The sequence below is a fragment of the Marinobacter adhaerens HP15 genome, assembly GCF_000166295.1.
GTDB classification, from domain to species: Bacteria; Pseudomonadota; Gammaproteobacteria; order Pseudomonadales; family Oleiphilaceae; genus Marinobacter; species Marinobacter adhaerens.
In genome coordinates this window covers 3,630,810-3,656,882 of sequence record NC_017506.1, presented here as the reverse complement: position 1 = coordinate 3,656,882, position 26,073 = coordinate 3,630,810, and the positions used below count along the sequence as shown (strand labels likewise).

The window sequence follows — 26,073 nt, the reverse complement described above, 5'->3', positions numbered from 1 at the left end:
ATCATGGAAGATGCACAGGTAATGGACTTACCCAATGGCAGCAGAAATTCCGGCAGCAGTGCGTTCAGTGATCTGATTTTTGCCGACAGCCGGGGAGCAGCTGAGGGCAACAGGGAAGGCCAGGTCGACGAGCATTTTCAGCTCAGAGGGTTGGAACATAACCGCCTGATTGACGCCGCCACACCATTGCTGGGCCTGGTGATCAGGATACGCAGGTTGGCAGACTATCGCGCAGTGGAAATCCTCTACCAGCAGGTGGTGGATGATATCTCGGCCATCGACCGGGAATTGGTGGAACAGGGTTACGACCGGCCGGTTGTAGTCGCCTATCGTTACGTCCTCTGCGCCTTCATCGACGAGGCCGTGCTGGGAACCGACTGGGGCGCCCATAGCATCTGGTCACAGCACTCCCTGCTGTCCCGCTTCCACAACGAGACATGGGGTGGAGAAAAGGTCTTTGCCATTCTTGCCCGGATGGAGCAGGAGCCGGCCCGTTATCGCGACATGCTGTCGTTTATCTATCTGTGTCTCTGTCTGGGTTTCGAGGGGCGATACAAGGTGATGGAAAACGGCCGCGATGAATACGACCAGATTGTCCGTGGCCTGCACGAGCAACTGAAAGCGTTGCAGGAGGAGCAGGAACCGGCGCCTCTTGCGGATGCCCGGGCGAATGTAACGCCAACCCGGAACCGGTTGCGCAGCGGCATACCTGTCTGGGGCATTGCTGGTCTGTTTGTGGCGGCCATGGCCGGCATCTACTCCCTGTATAACATCGCACTGAACGAGCGCATCACGGACGTATTGCGCGTACTCGACCAACTACCGAAATAAGGACATCAACGTGATTCGGGTAGAACTGCCGGCGCTGATCGGGCGCCTCAACGACATGTCACGCCAGGCACTGGAAGCCTCGGCCGCTTTGTGCATCAGCCGTCAGGGCGCGGAAATCACTCCGGCCCATTTGCTGTTCAAACTGCTTGAAACGCCGTTTTCCGACGTGCGCCAGATTCTGGAGCACACCGGCCTTGAGCATCAGCAACTGCAACCGCTGGTAGGCGATAGCCTGAACGGAGAGTCGCAAAGCGCTGAGCCCTACCCATCGTTCTCTCCGCTGTTGGTGGAGCTGATGCAGGATGCCTGGCTGCTGGCTTCCACCGAACTGGGGCACACCGAATTGCGTTCCGGCGCGGTATTCCTTGCCCTGCTGATGAATGCCGATCGATACCTGATGCCCCGGGTGGCAAAGGCAATGGTGGACATCAATCGTGAGCAGCTGCGCAAGCAATTTGACCGGTTCACCGAGGGCTCCGCGGAGAGACTGGAACCAAGCGAGCAGGAACCCGGGCAACCAGTGGCCAGCGTGGATCTGGACCCGCTCAAACGCTACGCCACCGACTTCACCAGACTGGCCCGGGAGGACAAACTGGACCCCGTGGTTTGCCGTGACGCCGAGATCGACCAGATGATCGACATCCTCTGCCGCCGCCGCAAGAACAACCCGATTGTGGTGGGCGATGCCGGTGTGGGCAAAAGCGCCGTGGTGGAGGGCCTGGCTCTGCGCATCGTCAACGGCGACGTGCCTGACCGTTTGAAGAGCGTTGAGCTATGGACCCTGGACATGGGTGCCCTGCAGGCGGGCGCCTCCGTGAAGGGCGAGTTCGAGAAACGCCTCAAAGGCGTGATCGAGGCGGTCAAAGGCTCGGCTACCCCGATCATCCTGTTCATTGACGAAGCCCATACCCTGATTGGCGCAGGCAACAGCGAAGGCGGCTCTGATGCTGCCAACCTGCTCAAACCTGCCCTTGCCAGGGGCGAGCTGCGTACCATCGCAGCGACCACCTGGCGCGAATACAAGAAATACTTCGAAAAAGACCCAGCCCTGAGCCGCCGTTTCCAGCCTGTGGCGCTGGATGAGCCCACTCCCGGGGAAGCGGTCCACATCCTCCGTGGCTTGCGCACCGTCTATGAAAAAGCCCATCAGGTACTTATCGCCGACAGCGCCCTGAAAGCCGCCGCCGAAATGTCTGCCCGTTACCTTGCCGGCCGTCAGCTACCGGACAAAGCCATCGACGTGCTGGATACCGCCTGCGCCCGCGTTAGCCTGAATCTGAGCGCGCCGCCCAGACGCCTGAGCCGCGTCCGAAGCGAGCTGTATCAGCTGGCCATGGAACAGAACCTGCTGTGCCGGGAACACACCTTGGGACAGACCGTGGATGCCGAACGGGAACGGGAACTGGAACAGCGCGTTGCCGGGATCACTGTTGAATCTGCAGCCCTGGAACAACGCTGGAGCGACCAGCGCGAACTGGTGGCACGACTGGTGGAGATCCGGGAAAAGTTGCTTACCGGCGAATCGCAGGCTGAAGCGAATACCCCTGAATTGACCGATGGGATAACAGAAGAACGCCCGGACCTGAAAAGCGAAGCCGCCGCCATCGAGCAGGAACTGACGGAACTCCAGGCCGACGAGCCGTTGGTTCACACCCGGGTTGACGCCAGACAGGTGGCCGAAGTCATTGCCGACTGGACTGGTATTCCGGTCAATCGCATGACCACCGACGAACTGGAAAAAATCACCCATTTGCCGGCGTATCTGCAGGAGCACATCAAAGGCCAGGACACCGCCATCGACTGCCTGCACCAACACCTGCTTACCGCCCGCGCCGACCTGCGCCGGCCCGGCCGCCCCATGGGCGCCTTCCTGCTGGTGGGACCCAGCGGCGTTGGCAAAACCGAAACCGTGGTACAGCTGGCTGAACTCCTCTACGGCGGTCGTCAGTTCCTTACTACCATCAACATGTCCGAATACCAGGAAAAACACACCGTCTCCCGTCTGATCGGCTCGCCCCCCGGCTATGTGGGTTTTGGTGAAGGCGGCATCCTCACCGAAGCCATCCGCCAGAAACCCTACTCCGTGGTCTTGCTCGACGAAGTCGAAAAAGCCCATCCGGAAGTCCTCAATCTGTTCTACCAGGCATTTGACAAAGGCGAACTGGCCGATGGCGAAGGCCGTCTGATCGACTGCAAGAACGTGGTCTTCTTCCTCACCTCAAACCTCGGATACCAGACCATCGTCAACCACGCCGAGTCGCCGGCCAGCCTGGACGAAGCTCTCTACCCGGAACTGGCCAGCTTCTTCAAGCCGGCCTTGCTGGCAAGAATGGAAGTGGTGCCCTACCTGCCTCTTGGCGAGGAAACCCTCAACCGAATCGTTGGCGACAAACTCCAGCGCCTGGCAGACCAGATCAAGGCCCGCTACCACACCGAGGTGGAATTGGAAGAAGGACTTATCGAGGCTATTCGAAACCGTGCGACAAGAAGTGAAAATGGCGCAAGGATGCTTGAGTCGATCATAGAGGGTGAGTTGTTGCCGCCTGTTTCACTCGCGTTGCTGGAGAAACTGGCGGCGAGGGAGCCGGTGAAAAAGGTGACACTGGCGGTCGAAGAGCATCGATTCGTAGGAACTGTTGCCTAGGGCAACTGAAGCGTAGCGTAGCCTGCGCGGTCGGCGAACACGAAAGCATAAAAATCTTAGGAAAGAGAACCATGGGACGGATGCAGATGGAACTGCACACCGGCATCGACCTGGCGGTGGCCCTGATCCAGCAGGACAACCTGCCGGACCTGCTGAGAACCGCCACGAGACAGCTGGAAAACGCCTTCGGCCTGACCCGCTGCTGGGCACTCGAACTCGACCTCAGTGGCCGAACTCTGCACTGCAGCGACCTCGCCGAACAGGGCGAATTCGACTGCGGCGACTTCAGCCACCCCTTTGCTCACGTTCTGCAGACTGGCAAAGCCCGGGAACTCACACGTGCCGCCAGCTACCGCCTGGACCACGTTGGCTTCCAGGCCTTGTTCGAGGCTAGCGACCGGCCGCGTTCCCTGTGGCTCGAGCCCCTCACCGGTAATGATGGCCGAACCCTTGGCATGCTCGTCCTGTGTCGGGACGAAGCCGACTGGGACGGCATTACCGGCCAGCCTCTGTACTGTGGTCTACGGCAACTGCTTGTTCATCAATGGATTACCCAACTTCAGAGCCGCGATCAGGTCTGGCAACGCCGCCTGCTCAAGCGGTCACTGGATCATCTGCACGACGCGGAAACCGTTCGCACCCGTTGCGAACAATTGGCCCTAACACTGGTGGGCAACTCCCAAGCCATGACCAGCCTCCGGGCCCAGATCGTCCGGGCCGCCGGCAGCCAGCTGTCCGTTTTGGTTCAGGGTGAGACCGGCTGTGGCAAGGATGTCGTCGCACGGGGTATCCATGAACTGTCCGACCGGGCCGAAGGCCCGATGGTAGTGGTCAACTGCGCCGCCATCCCCGATACCCTTCTGGAAAGCGAACTTTTCGGGCATACCAGGGGAGCGTTTTCAGGCGCCGATCAGGACAAGCAGGGGCTTCTGGCGCAGGCCAACGGCGGCACTCTGTTCCTGGATGAAATCGGTGACATGCCCATGGCGCTGCAGTCGAAACTGCTCCGGGTGTTGGAAAGTCGTCAGTTCCGCCCGTTGGGGGCCCGCGAGGAACAGCATTCGGATTTTCGGCTGGTAGCGGCCACCCACCAGCCGCTGCAGGCAGGTATCGAAGACGGCAGCTTCCGGCGGGACCTTTTTTACCGCCTGAGCCAGTTTCCGCTGCGGGTGACGCCCTTGCGGGAGCGGCCCGACGACCTCGAAGCTCTTTGCCGTCACTTTATCCGACTATATACCGAGCGTGAGGGCAGTGGACCCATGGGCATTTCCAGCCACGCCTTGCACCTGCTGGCCGGATACGACTTCCCGGGAAATGTCCGTGAGCTGCGCAACATCATTGAACTGGCCTGCCTGCAAACTCCATGCGGTGACGATATCCAGCCGGAGGTTCTGAGGATTAATGACCTGTTCGAAGAGTCCGATGGCTGGACCAGCCCACCCTGGGATGTCAGAGACAGACATCCGATCGATCTACCTGCTGTGGAAGAGATTCGGGATCTTAAAGCCGCAGCACAGGCATTTGAAGCGGCAATTATTCGCGAGCGATTGCGCCAGTATGGTGGCAACCGGGCCCAGGCGGCAGAAAGCCTCGGCCTGCCAAAACGGACCCTTGCCCATAAGTGCCTCAAGTATCAGGTGGCAGAGTCATGATTCCCCGAAGAGTGCGATTAACCGGTGGTGTTGCCGCGGCATTGGCGCTGGTTTCACTGGTCTCCAATGCCTGCGCTGACCAGCTTGAAGATGCTCGACTCTGTACCAGTGAGTCCCAGCGACTTGAACGGCTGGCCTGCTTTGACGAGGTCTTTGGTACCCCCGTGGCGGCACCCGGCGAGGAACTCTCGACCCCGGATGCCCGGCGATCCGAGCGATGGCGACAGGCCTACGCCAGCCTCGATTCAGAAAATACCGGTGCGAGCGTACTTTACCGGAATACCGGGCAAGCAGCTGGCCAACTAGTGACGGTTCCGGCTTTGGGGGCTCAACCTCCCAGACCTCTGCTGGCCCTTCAGTGCCACAACAACATTACGGAGCTCACTCTGATGCTGCCAAAGGCGATGGACGAAGAGCGGGTTCGGATTGGGTTTGGCCGGGGACAAACCGTCTGGCGGGTGCGGGACAACGGTTTCGTGCTCAGTGGCGGCCGGGGACTGCCAGCCATTCGTACCGTGAAAGCCATGATCACTGGTACGGAAGCGCGCATCGACTCGCCCAACAGCCGCATTGACGGCCTTCTGTTTGATCTCTCGGGATACCGCAGGGCAATCGAACCGCTTCGCGAGACCTGTGGCTGGTAAATGCCGGCGAAATACAGTGATTCAGGACAGCAACATGCAGATCATTGAGCAACATCCCTACGTTGAACAGGTTGTCTCACCATTGCCCGGCGATTCAGTTGTCGGCGAGGCACTCGGAGACGATGCAACGCTCGAGTTTCTGGAAAACGAGATCATGAAGGTGGGCTCTCTGGCCCATACCGATATTGATTGGAACAGGGTTGAAAGCGATGCCCTGACGATTCTCTCGGACCGCAGCAAGGACCTGAAAGTTCTCGGCTTTTTGCTGATCGCTCTGCAGCGTGGCGGCGACGGTGAACGGTTCGCCCTGTCTCTTTACCTGCTGCACCGGGTCCTGGATGAGTGGTGGGAGCAGGCCTGGCCGTATCCCGGGGACAAGGGCAAGCGGGCCCGCAAAATGATGTTCACTCAGATGCTCCAGCGCGCCAGCAAAGGCGTAGACGCCCTGGCGTTCGATGGCAGCGTTGGCGACGGTCGGGCGTTCTGCCTTGAACTCCTGGCCAGATTGATGGACCAGGCCGCTGGCCGCGAGTTACCCGAGGAGTCACTGCAGGATCTTAAACGGGCGGTTGAAAAGCTTCCCAGGGTTAACGACGCCACGGCAGCCCCCGAACCCCGTTCGCCGGCAGGATCGGTCAGCCAGGATTCGGGAACGGAAACACCAGAGCAGAAACCCGCATCGTCGAAACCTTCCCTGGGGGCACTCACCCTGGACCCGGGCGATGAGCGAGCAACCCGGCAGAGTCTTCTGAAAGTCGCGGACATGCTCACCGAAACCGGGCCGGACCAGCCTCTGGGTTATCAGATTCGCCGTTACGCCATCTGGCAGAACATCACCACGGTACCGCCGACACGGGATGGAAAGCGTACCGATCTTGCCGCCGTGAGTGCCGATCGTGTGGCCGACTATCGGGAAGCCCTGGAAAAGTCCGCCGACCTGACGTTGTGGCAGAAAATCGAGCAGAGCTTGTCCGTCAGTCCGTTCTGGCTCGACGGCCATTGGTTGAGTGCCCGGGTAGCGACAGCCCTGGGCCATCATGCTTGTGCTGAAGCCATCCGTGTGTCTGCAAAGGAGTTTGTTGAGCGGCTTACCCAGTTGCCGGAGCTCACCTTCAACGATGGCACGCCGTTCCTCTCCTGCGAGGCGGAAGAGTGGCTCTGGTCCGCGCCGGCGACCAGTGGTTCCGCCGGCAGCGCCAATGCCTGGGAGCAGGCTTATGACAAAGCTCGGGATCTGGTTTCACAAAAGGAACTGGCTGCCGGGATGCAACTTCTGGAGGACGGGCTGGCGGAAGTGAGAGAACCAAGAGACCGCTTTTACTGGCGTCTTGCCAGCGCCCGTTTAATGAAAGACGCAGGCCTTAAATCGTTGGCCGCGCAGCAGGTCCAGGATCTGCAAACGCAGGTTCGCGGGCTGGCTCTCGAGGACTGGGAGCCAGCCCTGATCAGGCAGCTTGAAAAGCTGGGCTGATCCCCGGAGCACACCAAGGAATCACAGCAGGAATGGAAACCATGTGGAGAAAAGCTTTACTCATCGGTCGCTGGCTTTTGCCATACCTCAAAAATGCAGCCCCGGTCACGCTGACACTGGGCGTTATCGCCTTGCTGGTGGCCACCTGGTGGCTGGGGCCCCGCTGGGAGCTGAGTGGTGAGTTTCCATTGGCGGCCTGGCAGATGCGGGCCCTCGTAACCCTGGGCGTTGTCCTAGTGGTCGCGATGATGTGGGGCATGGTGCTGGCGCGCCGCCTGCGCAAGATGAATGTCCAGCAGGCCGAAGTGCAGAAAGAACAGGAAGATCCGATTCTGCCGATGGAGCGCAAGCAGCAGCGCCTGCTGGATCGTCAGCTGGCGGCCCTGAAAAGCAACCTCCCCGGCCGCAAAGGCATTTACCGGCTGCCCTGGTACCTGGTGATGGGCCTGGAGGATGCTGGCAAGACCAGCCTGATTCAACGCTCCGGGCAGACCTACACGCTCACCAACGTAACCCGCAACAATCGGGTGGATCGCAATGCCTTCGGTTTTGACTGGTGGATCGGCGATGAGGGTGTCCTTATCGATCCGGATGGTGAACTGCTGAGCCAGAGTCAGGGTGAGGGTGCCGGTGCGGAGATCCAGCAGCGTCTTTGGAATCATTTCATTGCCTGGCTTGAGCGAAATCGCCCGCAACGCCCCCTCAATGGTGTGGTGCTGGCCATTGATGTGGCCAGTCTCAGCGTGGCAGACCCCGGCCAGAGGCGGGACCGTGCCATCCTGTTACGGACGCGCCTGAGAGAATTGATGGAGCAAATCGGCTCCCGCCTGCCCGTTTATGTCACTTTCACCAAGATGGACCTGCTCTACGGTTTTGGCCCGCTCGTGCGGACCCTGAGCAAGCAGGAGACGGAACAGGCCCTTGGCTTTACCTTCAGCCTCGAAGGCCAGATGGATAACGACGATTGGCTGCACCAGTTCGCGGACCGATACACCGCCATGGTTGAGCGGCTTACCGATCGCTTGCCGGATGTTCTGGCCAATACCCGGGACGCCGAGGAGCGGGCAGCAGCCTACTCTTTTACTCGCCAGCTTGCTGGCCTCAAGCCTGTTCTGGAGCATTTCCTGACCGATTTGCTGTCTGCGGATGTGTTCTCGACACCTGCGATGGTTCGCGGCACCTACTTCACCTCGGTGTTGCAGGAGGGCGTTCCGGAGGATGCCTTTGTCTCGGCAGCCGCCGCCAACTATCAGATTGCCGGGCCCATTCAGCCTGCTCAACGGACAGGGCAGTCCGCTGCCCTGTTTACCCGGGCACTGTTCTCCCAGATCATCTATCCGGAGGCGGGCCTGGCCGGTGATAACCGACGGGTGATTCAGTCCCGGCAACGGCGGCTGGCCGTGGCCGCCGTGGTGGCCATTTGTGCCGGTGCGGGTATGACCGCCGGCTGGCAGCATTTTTTTATCAAGAATGCAGAGGCCGCGACCGCCGTCGAAACCCGTGTTAAGGGGTTCATCGATCACTGGCAGCCGGTGGGCTTTGAACCGGATAACACCGGACGGAATTTGCTCGGCCCGCTGGATGAACTTCGTGAGGCGACCCTGGCCTTTGGCGATTATCGCCGGAACTGGCCGTTGTTCAGTGATATGGGCCTGTACCGTGGCCATGAGGTTGGCCCGGAAGTAGAAGAATCCTATCTGGATATGCTGGCATACCAGTATTTGCCAGCCCTGATGTTCGGTGTGATGGCCGAGATGGGCCAGGCGCCGGACAACAGCACTGAGCGTCTGGAGCACCTGCGGGTGTTGCGTATGTTGTATGACGCCAGTGGTCGTCGCGACGATATTGTTACCCGCTACATGCAGCACCACTGGCAGGAGGCGTTCCCCGGCCAGAGTGAACTGCAGCAGCGGCTACTGGGTCATCTGGACTATGCCATGGCGCATACCGATCTAGCACAGCTCACTCGCCAAGGCGATGCAGTTGCCGATATGACTCTGGCGCCGTTTCGTAGCAGCGTCGAGTGGGCACAACATGAGCTTGGTCGGATTGCTACGCCAGACCGGGTCTATAAGGATCTGGAAATTGAAGCAGAACAGGAATTTCGGGCACCTTTGGAACTGGCCAGGGCATCCGGGCCGGCATTCAGCACGGTGTTCACTCGGGTGGATGGGTATGGCGAGCCGTCCCAATCTGAGGCAGCGGTCGAGGAAGACCCATTGACTATCCCCGCGTTGCTGACCCGGGAGGGGCTTGAGAAGTGGTTCCTGCGCAAGTCCGGCTCGGTAACGGAGCTGGCCCTGGTAGACGCCTGGGTGTTGGGCCGCCGGGACAACGTCGATTTTAGCAAGGCGGATGAAGCCAGGCTGTTGGCCAGTTTGCAGACCCTTTATGCCGAGCACTACGCCGAGGCCTGGCGTTCTGCCTTGAGCCGCATCGATATTCAGCGGTTTGAGGACCTGAACCACGGCGTGCGCATTCTCGAGAGCCTGACCAGCGGCCACGAGCCCTTGGCAAGCTTGCTCGGGCATGTTCGCCATAACACGCTTCTTGTGCCTTCGGAAGAAGGGGAGAGTGCCGCAGCTCGTGAGCTTCTGGAGCAGTCACCCCATTTCCGCATGCTGCAGGATATTGAACGCCAGTTTGCGGAGCTCAACCAGTTGACTCGGGAAAATGGAGATCAGGCAACCGGGCTTGAGCAGATCATGCTGGTGGTCGGGGAACTTCACGAGTACATGCGCAACATCCAGGAAGCGCCAGACAAGGGCAAGGCTGCGTTGGCTGCTGCCCGGGCCCGCATGGGCCTGCAGGGTGCCGACCCGATCTTCACCCTGCAGCGCATGGCCGATAATCAGCCGGAGCCTCTAAACCGGCTTCTGACCCGGTTGGCCATGGAAAGCTGGCGAGTAGTTCTGGACCAGGCAGTGGCGCAGCTGGAGCGTGAGTGGTATCGCGAGGTATATCAGCCTTTCCAGCAGAATCTGGCCCGACACTACCCGTTTAATCCGGATTCAGGGCGGGATGTTGCACTGCAGGACTTCGAACGCTTCTTTTCCCCGGGCGGGATTTTGGACGCCTTCTATCAGGACAACCTGAAACTGTTCCTCGAGGATCACCCGGAACAGGTGGGCGATGCTCGACGTGCCGGCCTGGTGCGCGGAGCGGTACTGACTTCCCTGGAAAATGCCGACCGAATCCGCAGGGCCTACTTTACCCGGGGTGGTTCCCTGGATGTGGAGTTTGCCCTGGAACCGCTCAATCTCTCAGCCAACAAACGCCGCAGCGTGGTTAACGTGGACGGCCAGCTGGTGGAGTTCAGCCACGGCCCGCGCCAAAGCATTCCGCTGGTCTGGCCGAATACCCTTCGGGACTCTGTGGAGAGCCGTATTACCCTGGTGCCGGTCCAGGTTAATCGTTCGCCGCGCAGCCTCTCGGAAAGCGGCCCCTGGGCGCTGTTCCGACTGCTCGATAGCGCCGAGATTACCGGCGTGAGCAGTAGCGCGGTGGATGTGCGGTTCCGGGTCGACGACGGGGAGATGCGTTATCGCCTCCATGCGGCCAGCAATACCAACCCGTTCACACAGCAACTACTGGCGGGGTACCGCATACCCCGCAGCTTGTATTAAACTCTGCCACTCAAACAGGGCCGCCCTGATGAGAGCAGGATGTTCTTATCAGGGCTGGGCCTTCGCACAGGATGGTGCGAAAGCCCGGACTTTATTTTTCTTCAGGGACCGAAGACATGCCCCAGGCAAGCGGACTGCAATTCACCGCCACCATTGGCGAATTCTCCTCTGATCACTTTTCCGTTGTTGGCTTCGCGCTGACAGAGCGACTGTCGGAGCTGTTGCATGGACGTCTTGACCTCGCCAGCACTGACTCGTCTGTTGGCGCCTCCAGCGTTCTGGAGCAACCGATAGATCTCGTGATCTGGCGAGACGGGACCCCGCTGCGCTGTTTTACCGGCGTCGTCAGCGAATTTGCCCGCGGCGAATCCGGCCATCGGCGTACCCGCTACCAACTGGTTTTCCAACCACCGCTCTGGCGCCTGGCGCTGATGCACAACAGCCGTATTTTCCAGAACCGCGGCACGGATGAGATTGTGCGTACCCTGCTGGAGGAGCGGGGGATTGTCGATACCGTCTTCGACCTTGAACGCCGCCCCGAGGAGCGGGAATACTGCGTCCAGCATCGGGAAAGTGATCTGGCCTTTGTTGAACGTCTGGCTGCCGAAGAAGGCTGGCACTACCGCTACCAGCACGGCAGCCTCGATGGTCAGGAGCCACCGGCCCTGGTTTTTGCCGATCATCATCGCGATTCGCCACGGCTCGAAGCCGTCCCTTACAACGGCAAAGCAGGGGGCAGCACCCGAACGCCCTGTGTGTTCCGGTTCGCGTACCGGAAACGGGTGCGCCCTGCTTCGGTCGCCATGAAGGATTACACCTTCAAAAACCCGGCCTATGCCCTGATGCATGAGCAGTCTGGCGATAAGCTCGTCCACCGGGAGGATTACCAGCACTACGACTACCCCGGCCGATTCAAACAGGATGCCAGTGGTCGGCCGTTCACTGAAGCCAGGCTTGCGGCGCTGCGCAGCGATGCCAGCACAGCCTTTGGCGAGAGCAATCGCCCGGAGTTTGCACCTGGGGCCAGGGTGCCCCTGACCGACCACGACAACGAAGCCATGAATCGCGACTGGCTGCTCACGGCGATCACCCACACCGGCTCACAACCCCAGGCCGTGGAAGAAGAGGGTGGCAGCGAACCGACACGCTACGGCAACCACTTTACCGCCATCCCCGCAGACCGTAGCTGGCGGCCCGTGTGTGAGCACAAACCATTGATGGACGGACCCCAGATGGCCATGGTGACCGGCCCGGAAGGCGAAGAAATTCATTGCGACCAATACGGCCGGGTGAAAGTGCGCTTTCCCTGGGATCGCTATGCGTTAAATGATCAACACAGCAGTGCCTGGCTCCGAGTCAGCCAGGGTTGGGCCGGCGGCCAGTATGGTTTCACCGCACTGCCGAGGATCGGCCATGAAGTGATCGTTTCCTTCCTGGACGGCGACCCGGACCAGCCGATCATCACCGGCCGGACCTGGCACGCCACCAACACACCGCCGTATTCGCTGCCGGAACACAAAACCCGCACCACCCTGAAAACCAAAACCCACAAGGGCGAGGGCAGTAACGAGCTTCGGTTTGAAGACGAAGCCGGCGGAGAACAGATCTACGTTCACGCCCAGAAAGACCTAGCTCTGATCACGGAGAACAACCGCACTGAAGTCATCAGGAACGATTGCCACCTGACCGTGGGCAACGACCGCAAGGCCCACATAAAAGGCAGTGGCCACGCCACGGTGAACGGTGAAAAACGGGAGAAAAACAGCAAAGACCGCAGTTTCAACGTCACTGGTACGTTGCACCTGAAAGCCGGCACGGCCTGGCTAACCGACTCTGGCACCGAATTGCATATCAAGGCCGGCCAGAAAGCCGTTATTGAAGCCGGTGCGGAAATCACCCTCAATGCCGGTGGCAGCTTCGTGAAGATCGACCCCAGCGGTGTGGCTATGGCTGGGGCGACGATCAAACTTAATGCTGGAGGGGCCCCGGGTAAGGGGAGTGGGCAGAGGGTGCAGGTGCCGGATATGCCGGGGTTGGTGGAGAAGAATGGGGAGGCTGTTGCGCCGGTGGCCCTGCCGGAGACACAGCAAAGACCGATGGCCAAGTCCGACCAGATGCGCGCCATCAAGAATGCCGCGAATCAGGGTAAGGGAATTTGCCAGGTCTGCTCATCAGAATCACAAGGTGCGATCTGATGGGGCATCTGGCTGAACTTCCCGGTGAGGGGAAGACGTTCATTCTTATTGATGGCGCCAAAGTAAATAATCTGCCCCAAGTTATTTATCGTGAGATCGAAACACCTCATTGTGATGCGCTCTACAGGCAAACGGAGCTTGCCGACCTATTGGAAATTTCACCGTGGCTGGTTGAAACGGGAATAGATAGCTCGCTGACACTTAAATGCTTCAATGATTGGAAACATCAGGGTGTTGCCATCTTATTGCGGGCTGAATGCCACTTCGAAGAGGTCATGCACCACTTGCGTGGATTGCTTATGGCGAGGTTGGTCACGGGAGATGAGGTTGTTTTCCGGTTTTATGATCCTGAAATCGCGCGGCACCTGTTGAAGCTGGATTCATCAGGTGAAAGTGTGAGGCGATTGATGGGGCCTTGTAGCCTGTTCGCCATTCAGGATCGCCGCACTGGTGGGTGGGACTATTTTCATAATGATCAGCCCAGTAGTGAGCGGCAGGCTGAGAGGTTAAGCATTCGTGAGGAACACCAGGTTGCCATGGAAAGAGCGGCGGAACGGACGGCCCTCAGGAAACTCGAACTTCACGTTGCAAACTACTTTCCCCATTTGCTTCAGAAAACGGATACAGATGGGAAGGATTGGGGGATGGTCTCTGCTTTAGTCGATGCGGCGAAAGCGCGGGGACTCTGTAGTACCCGAGATATTGCGCTGTTTATCAATACGATTGGCTGGCTTGGACACCAGGCATTCGACGACAGTGAAGTACAGCTTCTGTGGAAAGAGAATTCCGCAGCGCCAGGCAAAGCCATAGCGCGAATTGCAGAATTCGCCGAGAAAAAGTCAACGGAGGGACTGGTTTATGGGTAGCGCTAACAGCTCAGCGTTTATACAGGGTGCTGATGACATAGACTCAGCGGCACAGATGTGCCCGCTCCAGTTCAAAACCGTTGCGTTGTATCCGGTACGTTGGGCGATCAGTCAGGAAGAGGTTGCTTTACCCTCCAACTTCCGTCCACCTTCCGTGGCGCTTGGAACTACTCATTACTGTGTTCGAAAACTGACACCTGGTTGGGTCTACATGTTCTCCGAAGTTTTCGGAGCGCTGCATGAATACCGGGTCAATGAGCAGGGCCTGATAACCGAAGTACAGTCCGGTGTGAACTCGGTACTGCTTCCAGGTGCCGACGCACAAAGGGCTTTGCCCGCCATACACCACCCTGCAGAAGGCAAGGTGCTTCTGAAATTCGTGCAGCATCGGTGGACTGTGCGTTTGCAGGAACTAGTACGAACGGACGCACAAGTTCGTGAAGAGCACATGCAGTCGTTCGACCTGAGCGGGCTTCCGGAAAATCGGGAAGACATAAATGTCAGTGAAACCGAAGCCATAAACGAAGTGGTTGAAGATTTTCGGCCAGAGCCAGTGGATTTCGAGTGGAGCTTGACGGATTTTGCACAAGGAATCAGTGAGTCGGATTTGCAGGGTCAGTGCAAAAAAGAAACTGAATTCTCTTACTGCGTCGCCCTTGCCGATGAAATAGGTATCGCCTCTGAGCTGGGCCAACTCCATGCCCTTCATGTAAACCTGATTACGAATTATGCGGAGGAGAACGCCTACGCCTACACCACCTCCCAGATGGTGGATGCGCTCATTGCCCGTGAGGCCAGCAAGAAGGAAACGGAAGACGACCGGCAAGCAGTGACCGAGGAACTGAAAGAAAGAATTCGTTCAGGGGAAAAAGACGCGTTCGTTGAAAGCTACCACACACAGATTGAAGAGTATGACCAGGCCCGTGCACTGGTGTTCGATGACTGGAAGCGGTGGATCGACTCCGACCAGTTGGCCGGGAAGCTGGAGTTCAACGACTGTTATTGCGCGGAAGGGTTCGAGGCGGTTGAGCAGGAACTGGCGGATATACTGGACGGATATGTCGGTGCGGAAAAGGGCAAGGAAGACGCCGAGCGGTGGTTGGAAGCAGACGAAGGCGAAGCCGGCACTGTCGGTAACATGCTCAACACCGTGTTGTTTCTGGCATCTGCCACCAACGGTATTGCCCAGAAACTGAAAGACCTCCCCGGTTTTGATTATGGTCGCCTGAAGATTGTGAACAAAATCTTCGACATGCCAGCGTATGTGCGCGTGAGCACCGCCACCGACGTCTTGATGCTGGAATTTGCCGCCCCCGCCGCAAAGATGGGAACCTGGGCGAAAGACCCTCAAACCTGGCCGCAGTGGAAAAAGTGGACCAAGGCCGTCCAGAAGCGCTATGGCATAGATGTTCATCGGCAGGGAATAACTCTGAATACCGCGACGGACCTGCTCACGGCGGTCCACCGCAACTCACTGGAAGCCGCTGGCCATAACCTGTCTGAGCTGACAATGACGCCGCTGGCTGCCGGCATGGCGGATGCCAGGATCAGGAATTACCTGCGAGGCACCATGATCGACGTTTTCCACTTGACCCCGGACTTCAAGGACAACCCCTTTGGCTGGCTTCATACCCGGTTGGACCCGGTGGTTGAAAGCATTAAACAGAACCGGGGCAAGTTCATTGGGGCTGTGACCTTCTTTCACGCGATCAATGTGGCAAGCCTTTTCTCCGGCCTGGACAAGACCCAGCAGGATGTAATGCTGGGCGATCGATCCGTCATCGACCGGTGGGGGTATTTTGTATCTGGCCTGTGGAGCATCGGCGAAGGTGTGGTTAACCTCAGCGGGTTGCTGGTCAAGGAGGAGTACGCGAAAGCTCTCGGAGCAAACCTGTCGGCAGCTGGCGCGAGGGTGTCGGTGGCTCTACGTATCTTAAAGGATGTGAAGATTTTGTCTGTTGCTGCAAAGAGCTTCGTGACAATCACCACAAAGACCCTTCCCTACGTGGGTGTTTTACTGTCGATAGGTCTGGAAGGAAGGCGGGGCCTCAAGGCCTTGGACACAGGCCATCACGCTATGGTGGCCCTGTCCGGGGGCCAGATAGGGCTGAGCATCGGTATCACCTACCTGGCTACTCTGGCGGTGGCGGGTGCGGTTACTACCGGGGTAGGCGTGGCCGTTGTGCTCGTGGTAGGCGCGGTTCTGATTGCCATCTCCTTCGTTATCAGCATGGTACAGCTATACATCGCCCGGTCCCGGATCGAGGATTTCCTTTCTATGTCATTCTGGGGCAATGCGCCCACGTTGCGTTACTGGGATGAGCAGTCTAGGCCATCGAGCGCGGAACTGCTGGAGGAAAGCCGAGCCGTTCTTTCTCAGGATGAAGGCGTCGATGTCAGGCGTTATTTTGAAGCGGAATTGGATGCGTTTTATTACATGCTGTTTTCTCCCATTGTTCGGATAACCGAGCACATCGGTCGACATTGGGATATAAACCGGGGTGAGCATCAGGTCATGTCGGAAATGACCTCATTTGTGGTGTATTTGCCGGGTTACAGTGATGGGAGCTGCACGTATTCCATCAGGCTGTTTGAGGTGGACACCAACTGGTTTGAGAAAGATGAGCCGAAGGATATCTCAGACTTGTTTCATAGGAGGAAGCAGTTAGACGCTTCTACTGGGGGTGTTTTATTTCGGTTTGACCACTACAACCACAACAAGTGTGATCAGCTTGAAATGCTGATTGAGTACGAGAAGGACGGCCGGAAAGTCACGGGTGAAAACGGGCTTCGTATCATCCTGGACGGTAACGATGTGGAGGAATTGGGTGTCGATGAAAGACTCGCCTATGAAGTGTGATTTTCCGGAGACGGGCCTGGAGCAACAGTTGGAAAAGAAGCTGTACCGTACTCATGGTGCGCGGCTTGCCAGCCCGCCGGCCAGGAAGGTGTCGGGAGTGTCCGATTCCTCGGAAGATATGGATCAGGGCGTTGCTTACATTAGTGAACGGTTCATAGACATTAGAACGGCCTTCTTGTCTCTTCGAAGGGCCATGCCAGTCATCGTAAGTATGTTCATGATAATTGTCCTGGCGTTGGGTTGGGTTGTTAGCTTGTTCTACTCAAAGGCGTTGCTTGGAGTATTGATTGCTTTTGGTCCTGTATGGGTAGCCGTCTACATGTTCGAGATCTTCTTTCCGTACACGCTGCCGGTCCGGATCGACCGTAAGGAGGGGGTCGTCTACATAGGGCACCGCGGTACCTTCTACCGGATTCCCTGGGACGAGCTGGAAGTGACCTTTTCCTACAACTGGCAGTATCTGGGCTCTGGTGTAGTGTGGGAGCGGCAGTACTACGCCCACATGTTCATGCGGGAGAAGCATTACTTTTGCGGGAAGCCCCCTAAGATGCCCCTGCAGCGCAAGAAGATCTATTCTGGGTTTAAAGAAGAGAATATGTATCGGAAATGGAACTTTATTGTCAGGTATTACAACGAGGGAGTTATTGAAGAGGATAAGGAGAATCTCTATGGAGCAAATTATGACTCATATAATCAGCACGTGGCTGGCCAAATGGGTCGTCGTATTTTTGGGAATGTATTATTTTTCTTCTTTATGCCGACCATTATATGGTCGAAGTATACACCCTTAAAGTACAAATGGCCGAAGGAAATTGAAGCCATTTTCGGTAAAGCCAACTACTACTAGTCATTGAAAAGGAATTCGCAGTGTCTGTAAAAATCGCTCTAATGCTCCTCTGCCTTATTCCCCTCTCCACAAACGCCGGCGTCTACAAATGGGTCGATGCCAACGGTCAGACCCATTTCGGGGACCGTCCACCAGCTCAGGCAGCATCAAGTGAAGTTACGGTAAAGGCCGCCCCGGCCAGCGTGGATGCGGGAGCCCGGGAGCGGCATCAGAAGATGACCGAGTTTCTAGAGCAGCAGCAGGAAGAGCGTGAGGTGCGTCAGGCAGCCAATGCCAAAGCCGAGGAGAAGGCGGAGAAGCAAGCCGAACTGTGCAGAAAGCTTCGGGCGCGCCTCAAGTTTCTTGCCAGCGTTTCGACGTTCTACAACATCAACGATCAGGGCGAGCGGGTTTATGTCAATGAGGCCGAGAATACCCGTATTCGTGAGGATTTCCGGGAAAAGGTGAGGAACACCTGCGGAAACGACTAATACGCTGTTGATGACCAGGGGCGGAAAGGAAAGTCTGACCTCTGTAGGAAAAAGCAACTGAGAGCAAAGGAATTGCCATGCCGTTTCGATTGTTCAGCGCCGCGCTGCCGGTGCTGATTTCCCTTCTGTTTTCCTCCGTGGCGGTAGCGAAACAGCCCGAGCTGACACTCGCCAACGTGTATCAAAAGGGCATGCCGCTGGACGGCTACTGGGTCAGTGAAAAGCTCGACGGGGTGCGAGCATACTGGACTGGCGAGCGATTTCTTTCCCGTGGCGGTCATGAGTATCGGGCACCCGGTTGGTTCACCAGAGGGTTTCCGGCACGTCCCCTGGACGGTGAGCTCTGGATGGGGCGGGGCCGTTTTGCGGAATTGTCAGGGGCGGTGCGTCAGGTGGTGCCCGATGACAACGATTGGCGGCGGATTCGGTTCATGGTGTTTGATCTTCCGGATAAGGAGGCAACCTTCGACCAACGTTTGGCCCGGCTGCGTGTATTAATCCAAGAGGTTGAATCGCCCTACATGGCGCTTGTCGATCAGCAACGGGCGAGCACCCATGAGAAACTGATGCAGCGTCTGGATAAGATGGTCGACGGCGGCGCAGAGGGTTTGATGTTGAAGCTGGGGGCCAGTCATTACCGCAGTGGGCGCTCCGATGATCTACTGAAAGTAAAACAGTATCAGGATGCCGAAGCGGTGGTTGTTCATCATCTGCCGGGAAAGGGCAAATACGAGGGGCTGATGGGGTCACTGCTGGTGGAGTTGGACGATGGCAGGCGATTCCGGATTGGTACGGGGTTCAGCGATTCCGAGCGAGCGTCTCCTCCGAGACCCGGAACCACGATCACATTCAAGCACTATGGCCTCACAGCCACGGGGCTGCCTCGCTTTGCCAGCTTTCTCCGTATCCGGAATGATGAACCTGCGCGGTAATTGAGCGCACAGGCTCACTGGCGCTTGACGGGGGTCAAGACTGGCAAGCGCAGCTAACCATACACTGGAATGAGTCAAATACATCTCATCCCCCACAGTCATGGAGACTGCGTAAATGTCCCTGGAAAAACACGATCTGATTCACGAACTGCCGGAATCCAAAGAAGCTATTCACCTGCTGAAGACCAACAGCACTCACTTCGCCAAGTTGTTTGATGAATATCATGAAGTGGACCACGCCGTTCATCGCATTGAAACGGGCGCTGAAAACACCTCCGATGAGTATCTGGAAAACCTTAAAAAGAAGCGGCTGAATCTGAAGGACCAGTTGTTTGCCATGATTCGCGAGTATGAGGCTTCGGCGGCTAGCTGAGGGCAACCTGCCAGATAATCCAGCATCGGCTGTCAATTGGCCGTAATCCTCCTTGGGGAGACTGTTGATAAGGTATCATTGGTCTCACAAGGAGGAGGTTATGACGTTACGGATCCTTTCGGGGCTGGTGCTGTGCTCGGTACTTTCCCTGGCACAAGCGGCGACCGTTGAAGAGCTCTCCCAGCAATCAATTGCGCTGGCGCCTGAACAGTCGGAGCCCTCGGTCCATCTGGGGCCGCGGCCTTTCTGGCTGGTTGGTGCAATGGACGACAGTCCGCTCAAAGAGCGTCTGCAAGCCTGCAATACCGACACTGTCGAGAAAACGGATTTCTCCATCGGCCACCGGGGCGCACCCCTGCAGTTTCCCGAACATACTCGTGAATCCTACATTGCGGCAGCGCGCATGGGCGCGGGTATTCTGGAGTGTGATGTCGCCTTCACCAGGGATCGGGAACTGGTTTGCCGACATGCCCAGGACGACCTTCATACCACCACCAATATCGTTGCCGTTCCAGCGCTGAACGCCAAGTGTACCCAGCCGTTTGTACCTGCCGATCCTGCCACGGGCACGCCGGCTCAGGCCGAGTGTCGCACGAGCGATATCACTCTGGCCGAGTTCAAGTCACTGGAGGGCAAGATGGATGCCTACAACCCAATGGCGACCACGCCCGAGGAATACCTGGCTGGCACCGCAGACTGGCGAACCGACCTCTACGCCAGCCGGGGCACCTTGATGACCCACCGTGAGAGCATTGAGTTGTTCAGGGCTCTAGGCGCGAAGTTCACTCCAGAATTGAAATCACCGGTGGTTGCCATGCCCTTTGAAGGGAAATACAGCCAGCAAGACTATGCCCGCCAGATGATCCAGGATTACATTGATGCCGGAGTAAATCCGGAGGAGGTATGGCCTCAGTCCTTCAACCTGCAGGACGTGCTTTTCTGGGTAGACGAAATGCCGGAATTTGGTCGGCAAGCAGTCTTCCTCGACCAGTCTGAGTCTACCCTTGTGAACGCGTCCGCAACCTATATGGCTTACCTTAAAAGCAGGGGGGTGAACATTCTGGCGCCGGCGCTGTGGAAGCTTCTGACTCTGGACAGCCAGGGGCAGATCGTTCCGTCCCGGTACGCGGAGAATGCGCGCGAAGCCGGCCTGAACCTGATTGCCTGGACCGTCGAGCGCAGCGGCCCGCTGGAGAATGGCGGCGGCTGGTACTACCAGACAGTGACAGACGCCATTAACAACGACGGCGACGTGCTTACCGTGATCGATGTTCTGGCCCGAGAGGTAGGTGTCATCGGTATCTTCTCGGACTGGCCAGCCACCACAACGTTCTATGCCAACTGCATGGGGTTGGTGAGGAAGTCGCTGAATTAAACTAGTTGTTTTTTCGAGGTTAATTGCGGATTACGGGATCTTAGTCCGGGTTTAACCCGGTAGGGCAGGAATTCCTAGTAGGGTGAGTTCAGGTAATTGAAAGGCAACTTTCGATTTCCATGGAATGAAAGGATATTTGAACTCATTAGGAGGAACGCCCTATGAATTCCGCAATCCGTTTTACCAGCGCCGCACTGTTCACAGCCTCGTTTGTTACTGCGCCCGTGGCATTAGCTCAGAGCAACGTGGAGAGGGACCAGTCAGGCCCGTATGTCAGCGGCAGCTACGGTGGCTACAAATCACACGGCGGCGAGTTCGAGGACGAAAACGATCTGCTTGGCGCCGCTGTCGGCTACCAGTTCAATCCGTTTTTTGCCCTGGAGGCGGAGTACATTGATTTCGGCAACTTTGGCGAGGACGACGTTGAAGGCAAGCTGAAAGGCTTTGGCCTGAGCGCTGTTGGCCGTCTGCCTCTGACCGACAGCTTCGGCGTCTATGGTAAGGCCGGCGCGTTTGCGTCCGCGTTCGATGTTGATGCATTCAACGAAAGTGAAACCTACGATGAAGTATCGCCCTTTGTCGGCGCCGGTGTGGATTTCCGGGTAACGCCCGCGCTGACGGCATTCGCGGAATACAATCGCTACAACGTCGACATTGATAAAGAGGACTTCAACGGCCAGGTAACCAACAGCGGTCCGGAGTTTGATACCGGTCGGGTCGGCCTGAAATATCAGTTCTGATGAGTGCAGGGCGCAGCGCGAGGCTGCGCCTTTTCCCGTTTACTGAACGTTTTCCTGCTCGCCAAACTGGCCGGCGAATAACGCGGTGGAAAGATAACGCTCGGCGGTATCCGGCAGCACCACCACAATGTTCTTGCCCTGGTACTCCGGCTGTTTGCTGATGCGTACCGCAGCCGCCACCGCTGCGCCGCAGGAAATACCGCAGAGAATGCCCTCTTCCTGCATCAGCCGATGGGCCATGTCCATGGCCTCTTCGTTGCTGACCGTCTCCACCTGGTCAACCATTTCCAGATCCAGATTCTTGGGCACGAAGCCCGCACCGATGCCCTGAATCTTGTGGGGCGCCGGCTTGATGTCTTCGCCGTTCATCATCTGGGTGATCACCGGTGAGTCGGTAGGCTCGACGGCAATGGTGGCGATCTGTTTGCCCTTGGTGCCTTTGATGTAGCGGGAAACGCCGGTCAGCGTGCCACCGGTGCCTACGCCCGCCACGAAGATATCGATTTCACCATCAGTGTCTTCCCAGATTTCCGGGCCGGTGGTGTCCTCGTGGATTCGGGGGTTGGCCGGGTTCTGGAACTGCTGGGGCAGGAAATAGTTATCCGGGTCTGACGAGAAGATCTCTTCGGCCTTGGCGATGGCACCCGGCATCCCTTTGGCAGGTTCGGTCAGCACCAGTTCGGCTCCCAGTGCCTTCAAGACTTTGCGACGCTCAAGGCTCATGGAGGCGGGCATGGTCAGGATCAGTTTGTAGCCCCGGGCGGCTGCCACGTAGGCCAGGGCGATACCGGTATTGCCGCTGGTGGGTTCCACAATGGTCATGCCCGCCTTCAGGGTGCCGCGCTTCTCGGCGTCCCAGATCATGGCAGAGCCGATCCGGCACTTAACGGAATAGGCCGGGTTTCGGCCCTCAATCTTGGCCCAGATCGTGGCGCCGTCGTTCACGCGGTTCAGTCTGACCAGTGGGGTGTTGCCGATGGACAGGGAATTGTCCTCGTAGATGCGAGCCATGGCGTTCTCCTTGTTACTTTGTTTTGTTCAGTCTAGCACCACTCAGGAACCCACTGAACGCGCTTCCAGCCGGTTGCGACCGTTCTGCTTGGCCTGGTAGAGCGCCTGGTCTGCCTGTCTGAGAAACTCTGCTGGCGAGTCGTCGGGGCCCGGTATGCCAGTGGCAAGACCAATGCTGATGGTGAGGTGAACGTCGTGTTCTCCGCATACCGAGCAGCTTTTTTCGACGTGTTTGCGGAAGGATTCCAGCCGGTTGCGAATTTCGCTGTTGTCCTCATAGCTGGCGAAAATGACGAACTCTTCGCCACCGAAGCGCGAGAGCCGGTCGGTTTCCCGCCGGAAATGTTTGCGCATAAGCTCTGCCAGTGTTTGCAGGCAGATGTCGCCCGCTTCATGGCCGTAATTGTCGTTGATCCTTTTGAAGTGGTCGGCGTCGACCATGGCCACTGCAAAGCCAGAATGGTGGCGCTGGCACCACTGGAAGCTCTTCCGGAATTCCTGGTCAAAGTAGCTTCGGTTGCCCAACTTTGTCAGGTCGTCAGTAACGCTGAGTTTCGCGAGCGTCTCGTTGGCCTCGGTCAGATCATGGTTGAGGCGATTCAGCTTTCTATTCCAGTAAACCAGTAGGAAAGCGATCACAATGGCGGCGATCGACAGTTGCCAGATCAGGGTGTAATCCACAGGCTCTTTGAGGCGGATGTTGCGCCATTGCCTTTCGAGGTCTTTGCGTTCCTGGGTGGTAAGACTGGATACCAGTTTCTGCATGATGCCCAGAACAACAGGCTCGTCTTTCCTGACTGCAATAGACAGCGACCAGTCTGCTGGAATCCGCCCGATGACCTTCAAATCAGCGAGGCCGAGTTCCTGCATATAGTAACTGGCGGTTGCCAGAGTGGTGATGTAACCATCCAGTTCGTTGTTCTGCAGTTGCCTCAGGCCAGCTTGTTCATTGGGAACTTCGACCAGGTTCAAGGAGGGATAGCGGCTTTGGAGCAGCTCTGCGAACGCATAGTCCTCGACAACGCCAATTTTTTGGCCACGAAGATCGCCCACTCGCTCGATAAAGGGAGCTTCGATCCTGCCCAGCACAACGGTAGGCACTTCAAGATAGGGTTCAGTAAAGTTGAGGAACTCCAACCGCTCCGGCGTTTGCATCGCCATGGTAAAAATCTGACATTTACCCTGTTTGATCGAGGCAATGGACTCGGTCCAGCTGTCCGTGGCAACCAGTTCGAAGTCCACGGGCGATCGTTTGGAGAAGAGTCGGGCAACCTCTGCGGATAATCCGGCATGCCTGCCTTCCTCGTCCAGGCCTTCCAACGGGAACCAGTCCGGATCAATACAGTAGCTGAGTTGATTGTTATGCGTCCCGAGCCAGGCGAGCTCAACGGCGTTCAGAGAAACCTCGCCAGTTTCCTGGACTTCCATATCAACACTGGCGCCCAACCATCGGCTCTCGATGGTGTGCATTTCTTCCGGCGTGATTGCTGCCAATGCATCGTCAAGGATGTCCGCGAGCGGCGCGAGCCCCGGCCTCACACCGAACCGCAGATCTTCTCCCGTCTGTTCGTCCAGAACCAGCTCGCCGGCGATCCGGACACCCGGGATGCCCAACTCTCGAATCCAGAAGTTGCCATTGGGCAGGGCGGCCAGAACAACATCCACCTCGTCTCGGGATAGCGCCTGGAACATGGCCTCCTGGGTCGTGAATATTCGGGCATTTTCGCCCAGGGCCTCTCTGACAGGCTCTTCGTAGTAAATACCGGAACCCAGGGCAACACGCTGATCTTTGAGATCAGCCAGAGTCTCGGTTCTCAGGGTTGGGTCCCGGGTAAAAGCGACATTCGGGATGGTGTGATAGGGCTTGGTAAAACGAGTGAAAGCCTCCCGTTCCGGTCTGAAAGACATGTTGGCCAGGACGTCGATCTCGCCATCCCGGAATAATGGCAACAGTTCTACCCATTGCCCCTCAACTGGTATCACCTGTAATCCCGTCAGGTCCGATATCCGATTGAGGATATCGACGCTCAAGCCGTGAATTCGTGTGCCGCTTTCGAAACTGTAGGGTGCGTAATCCCGCATCAGGCCAACGCGAACCGGGCCCGTTTCAGCAATGAACCTGCGCTGTTCTGGCGACAGGGAGAAACTGGTTCCGCCTACGAGACTGTTACCTCCAAGATCCTGCCAACGCTTGAGCAGTTCGCTGATTCGCTCTTTCGGAATCTGTTCCAGCCCGAAGGCGATCTTCTGGTACAGGTCTTCATTGGTTTTCAGCACGCCAATGCGAAAATCCTCGGTCGCCAGTTCCCCGAGTGGCGCAGCGCCGACAATTTCGAGAAAACCGAATCCGGCCTGGTTCGCATAGTATTGAAGTATGAGCCTGGGGCCCACAATCACATCCACCCAGCCGAACGCGAGGGCCCGAATGAGGCTGTGAACGGAATCATAGCTTGTGAGGGAGACACCTTCTGCCTGGAGGGCGTCGCGATAGTACACGTCGCGCACAATGCCTACCCGAAGTCCCTTGAGATCTGAGAGAGTATTGATGTCTCCCAGTGGCCTCTGGGTGTTTTGCATCAGATAGGTCTGGCGTAGGTGGTAGGGCTTGGTGAACAGGATGTTTCCTGCCCGCTCGTCACTGAACGAGATGCCGTCAATGACATCCAGATCACCCCGAACAAATGCATCGTAGATCTCCGGCCAACTGCCAGCGCGAAATCGGAAGTTCAGATCGGCATTTCGGGCGACCTCGCGAAGCACATCAACAGAAAAACCGGAGGCGCCGGGACCATCGTCGAACGAGAAGGGTTTGTTGTCGCCCACGATGCCGACAGTCACGGTGTCGTCGGCCTGTTCGGACATCGCCAGTGGGGATGCGAGCAAAAGGCAAAGGGCCCAGAGGACTGTCGCGGCCACGCTCCGGTATCGAGTTTCTTTGTGAGTATCGGAAGTCTTCATCGGCGAGCCGGCGATCCTTTACAGCTTCGACTTAAGTGTAGCCTTAACCGACTCGATTGAACATTACTCAGGTGCTCACTGGGCGGCCGGTGTAATCGGAGAAGTCCGGCTTTTTCGGATGATGCTGGTCGTCTGTCATGTACGCCGAGGTAAGAATGAATTCGGCAGTTGCGCGGTTGCAGGCTACTGGAATGTTCCAGAGCGCGGCAATGCGCAGCAGGGCCTTGATGTCCGGGTCATGGGGTTGAGGTTCCAGGGGGTCCCAGAAGAACACCAGCAGGTCGATTTCGCCCTCGGCGATCTTGGCGCCAATTTGCTGGTCGCCGCCCAGGGGACCGCTTAGCAGGCAATGGATATCGTCCCGCTCCAGGTTATCCCGGAGCAGCCGGCCGGTGGTGCCGGTGGCGTAGAGTTTCAGCGGAGCGAATCGGGTGCGGTTCTCGGCAACCCAGTCCACCAGTTCTTTTTTCTTGTTGTCGTGTGCCACCAAAGCGACGGATTTTACGGCCATTTGGGGTAAAGTCTCCTGTTATCAAGGTTTTTACGGTGCCAGTGTTTCACAGGCTGGCCCGGTTCGG

18 protein-coding genes are annotated in these 26,073 nt (G+C 57.6%); 15 read left to right on the top strand and 3 right to left on the bottom strand.

What is annotated here, in order from left to right; all coding sequences use genetic code 11:
- Positions 1-3: 3 nt before the first annotated feature.
- The 15 genes from icmH (at position 4) to HP15_RS17110 (ending at position 21,526) form a co-directional block, all read left to right on the top strand.
- Positions 4-831, top strand: a complete 828-nt coding sequence (gene icmH, locus HP15_RS17180) for a type IVB secretion system protein IcmH/DotU (protein WP_014578642.1) — start codon at positions 4-6, stop codon at positions 829-831.
- 10 nt (positions 832-841) lie between these two features.
- Entirely contained in the window at positions 842-3,475 is a 2,634-nt protein-coding gene (gene tssH / locus HP15_RS17175) for a type VI secretion system ATPase TssH (RefSeq protein WP_014578641.1), read from the top strand.
- Between the two features lie 80 nt (positions 3,476-3,555).
- Positions 3,556-5,127, top strand: a complete 1,572-nt coding sequence (locus HP15_RS17170; protein WP_014578640.1) for a sigma-54-dependent Fis family transcriptional regulator — start codon at positions 3,556-3,558, stop codon at positions 5,125-5,127.
- Complete coding sequence (vasI, locus tag HP15_RS17165; RefSeq protein WP_041645726.1) at positions 5,124-5,771, top strand: type VI secretion system-associated protein VasI; 648 nt, start codon at positions 5,124-5,126, stop codon at positions 5,769-5,771. Before HP15_RS17170 ends, vasI begins: the two co-directional genes overlap by 4 nt.
- A 34-nt stretch (positions 5,772-5,805) precedes the next feature.
- Positions 5,806-7,242, top strand: a complete 1,437-nt coding sequence (gene tssA / locus HP15_RS17160; protein ID WP_041645721.1) for a type VI secretion system protein TssA — start codon at positions 5,806-5,808, stop codon at positions 7,240-7,242.
- A 32-nt stretch (positions 7,243-7,274) separates the two neighbouring features.
- Positions 7,275-10,868 (top strand): type VI secretion system membrane subunit TssM, encoded by a 3,594-nt coding sequence (gene tssM / locus HP15_RS17155; RefSeq protein ID WP_014578637.1) that lies wholly within the window; start codon positions 7,275-7,277, stop codon positions 10,866-10,868.
- 116 nt (positions 10,869-10,984) lie between these two features.
- Complete coding sequence (locus HP15_RS17150) at positions 10,985-13,063, top strand: type VI secretion system Vgr family protein (RefSeq protein WP_041646395.1); 2,079 nt, start codon at positions 10,985-10,987, stop codon at positions 13,061-13,063.
- A complete protein-coding gene (locus tag HP15_RS17145; protein ID WP_014578635.1) occupies positions 13,063-13,929 on the top strand; it encodes a DUF4123 domain-containing protein in 867 nt (288 codons plus the stop codon). Before HP15_RS17150 ends, HP15_RS17145 begins: the two co-directional genes overlap by 1 nt.
- Complete coding sequence (locus HP15_RS17140) at positions 13,922-16,789, top strand: toxin VasX (protein WP_041645717.1); 2,868 nt, start codon at positions 13,922-13,924, stop codon at positions 16,787-16,789. The genes HP15_RS17145 and HP15_RS17140 overlap by 8 nt, the downstream gene beginning before the upstream one ends.
- Positions 16,764-17,636, top strand: coding sequence for a hypothetical protein (locus tag HP15_RS17135; RefSeq protein ID WP_041645715.1), 873 nt, complete (start codon positions 16,764-16,766; stop codon positions 17,634-17,636). Before HP15_RS17140 ends, HP15_RS17135 begins: the two co-directional genes overlap by 26 nt.
- Before the next feature lie 20 nt (positions 17,637-17,656).
- Complete coding sequence (locus HP15_RS17130) at positions 17,657-18,106, top strand: DUF4124 domain-containing protein (protein ID WP_227499658.1); 450 nt, start codon at positions 17,657-17,659, stop codon at positions 18,104-18,106.
- Between the two features lie 77 nt (positions 18,107-18,183).
- A complete protein-coding gene (locus tag HP15_RS17125) occupies positions 18,184-19,038 on the top strand; it encodes a DNA ligase (RefSeq protein ID WP_014578631.1) in 855 nt (284 codons plus the stop codon).
- A 115-nt stretch (positions 19,039-19,153) separates the two neighbouring features.
- Positions 19,154-19,411, top strand: a complete 258-nt coding sequence (locus HP15_RS17120; protein ID WP_014578630.1) for a YdcH family protein — start codon at positions 19,154-19,156, stop codon at positions 19,409-19,411.
- Positions 19,412-19,511: 100 nt separating this feature from the next.
- Positions 19,512-20,786, top strand: a complete 1,275-nt coding sequence (locus HP15_RS17115) for a glycerophosphodiester phosphodiesterase family protein (protein WP_014578629.1) — start codon at positions 19,512-19,514, stop codon at positions 20,784-20,786.
- A gap of 161 nt (positions 20,787-20,947) precedes the next feature.
- A complete protein-coding gene (locus HP15_RS17110) occupies positions 20,948-21,526 on the top strand; it encodes an outer membrane beta-barrel protein (RefSeq protein ID WP_014578628.1) in 579 nt (192 codons plus the stop codon).
- Between the two features lie 39 nt (positions 21,527-21,565).
- Here HP15_RS17110 and cysK read toward each other — a convergent pair whose 3' ends face one another.
- The 3 genes from cysK to HP15_RS17095 form a co-directional block, all read right to left on the bottom strand.
- Complete coding sequence (cysK, locus tag HP15_RS17105) at positions 21,566-22,537, bottom strand: cysteine synthase A (protein ID WP_014578627.1); 972 nt, start codon at positions 22,535-22,537, stop codon at positions 21,566-21,568.
- A gap of 42 nt (positions 22,538-22,579) precedes the next feature.
- A complete protein-coding gene (locus HP15_RS17100; protein WP_227499657.1) occupies positions 22,580-25,495 on the bottom strand; it encodes a transporter substrate-binding domain-containing diguanylate cyclase in 2,916 nt (971 codons plus the stop codon).
- A 67-nt stretch (positions 25,496-25,562) separates the two neighbouring features.
- Positions 25,563-26,006, bottom strand: a complete 444-nt coding sequence (locus HP15_RS17095; protein WP_008175765.1) for a methylglyoxal synthase — start codon at positions 26,004-26,006, stop codon at positions 25,563-25,565.
- Positions 26,007-26,073: the final 67 nt, after the last annotated feature.

What these genes read in the sequence shown, in the direction of transcription:
- tssA (WP_041645721.1), top strand. Translation starts at nt 5,806, where the DNA reads ATGCAGATCATTGAGCAACATCCCTACGTTGAACAGGTTGTCTCACCA.
- HP15_RS17095 (WP_008175765.1), bottom strand. Translation starts at nt 26,006, where the DNA reads ATGGCCGTAAAATCCGTCGCTTTGGTGGCACACGACAACAAGAAAAAA.
- HP15_RS17100 (WP_227499657.1), bottom strand. Translation starts at nt 25,495, where the DNA reads ATGAAGACTTCCGATACTCACAAAGAAACTCGATACCGGAGCGTGGCC.
- cysK (WP_014578627.1), bottom strand. Translation starts at nt 22,537, where the DNA reads ATGGCTCGCATCTACGAGGACAATTCCCTGTCCATCGGCAACACCCCA.
- vasI (WP_041645726.1), top strand. Translation starts at nt 5,124, where the DNA reads ATGATTCCCCGAAGAGTGCGATTAACCGGTGGTGTTGCCGCGGCATTG.
- icmH (WP_014578642.1), top strand. Translation starts at nt 4, where the DNA reads ATGGAAGATGCACAGGTAATGGACTTACCCAATGGCAGCAGAAATTCC.
- HP15_RS17140 (WP_041645717.1), top strand. Translation starts at nt 13,922, where the DNA reads ATGGGTAGCGCTAACAGCTCAGCGTTTATACAGGGTGCTGATGACATA.
- HP15_RS17125 (WP_014578631.1), top strand. Translation starts at nt 18,184, where the DNA reads ATGCCGTTTCGATTGTTCAGCGCCGCGCTGCCGGTGCTGATTTCCCTT.
- HP15_RS17110 (WP_014578628.1), top strand. Translation starts at nt 20,948, where the DNA reads ATGAATTCCGCAATCCGTTTTACCAGCGCCGCACTGTTCACAGCCTCG.
- HP15_RS17145 (WP_014578635.1), top strand. Translation starts at nt 13,063, where the DNA reads ATGGGGCATCTGGCTGAACTTCCCGGTGAGGGGAAGACGTTCATTCTT.
- tssM (WP_014578637.1), top strand. Translation starts at nt 7,275, where the DNA reads ATGGAAACCATGTGGAGAAAAGCTTTACTCATCGGTCGCTGGCTTTTG.
- HP15_RS17120 (WP_014578630.1), top strand. Translation starts at nt 19,154, where the DNA reads ATGTCCCTGGAAAAACACGATCTGATTCACGAACTGCCGGAATCCAAA.
- HP15_RS17135 (WP_041645715.1), top strand. Translation starts at nt 16,764, where the DNA reads ATGAAAGACTCGCCTATGAAGTGTGATTTTCCGGAGACGGGCCTGGAG.
- HP15_RS17115 (WP_014578629.1), top strand. Translation starts at nt 19,512, where the DNA reads ATGACGTTACGGATCCTTTCGGGGCTGGTGCTGTGCTCGGTACTTTCC.
- HP15_RS17150 (WP_041646395.1), top strand. Translation starts at nt 10,985, where the DNA reads ATGCCCCAGGCAAGCGGACTGCAATTCACCGCCACCATTGGCGAATTC.
- HP15_RS17170 (WP_014578640.1), top strand. Translation starts at nt 3,556, where the DNA reads ATGCAGATGGAACTGCACACCGGCATCGACCTGGCGGTGGCCCTGATC.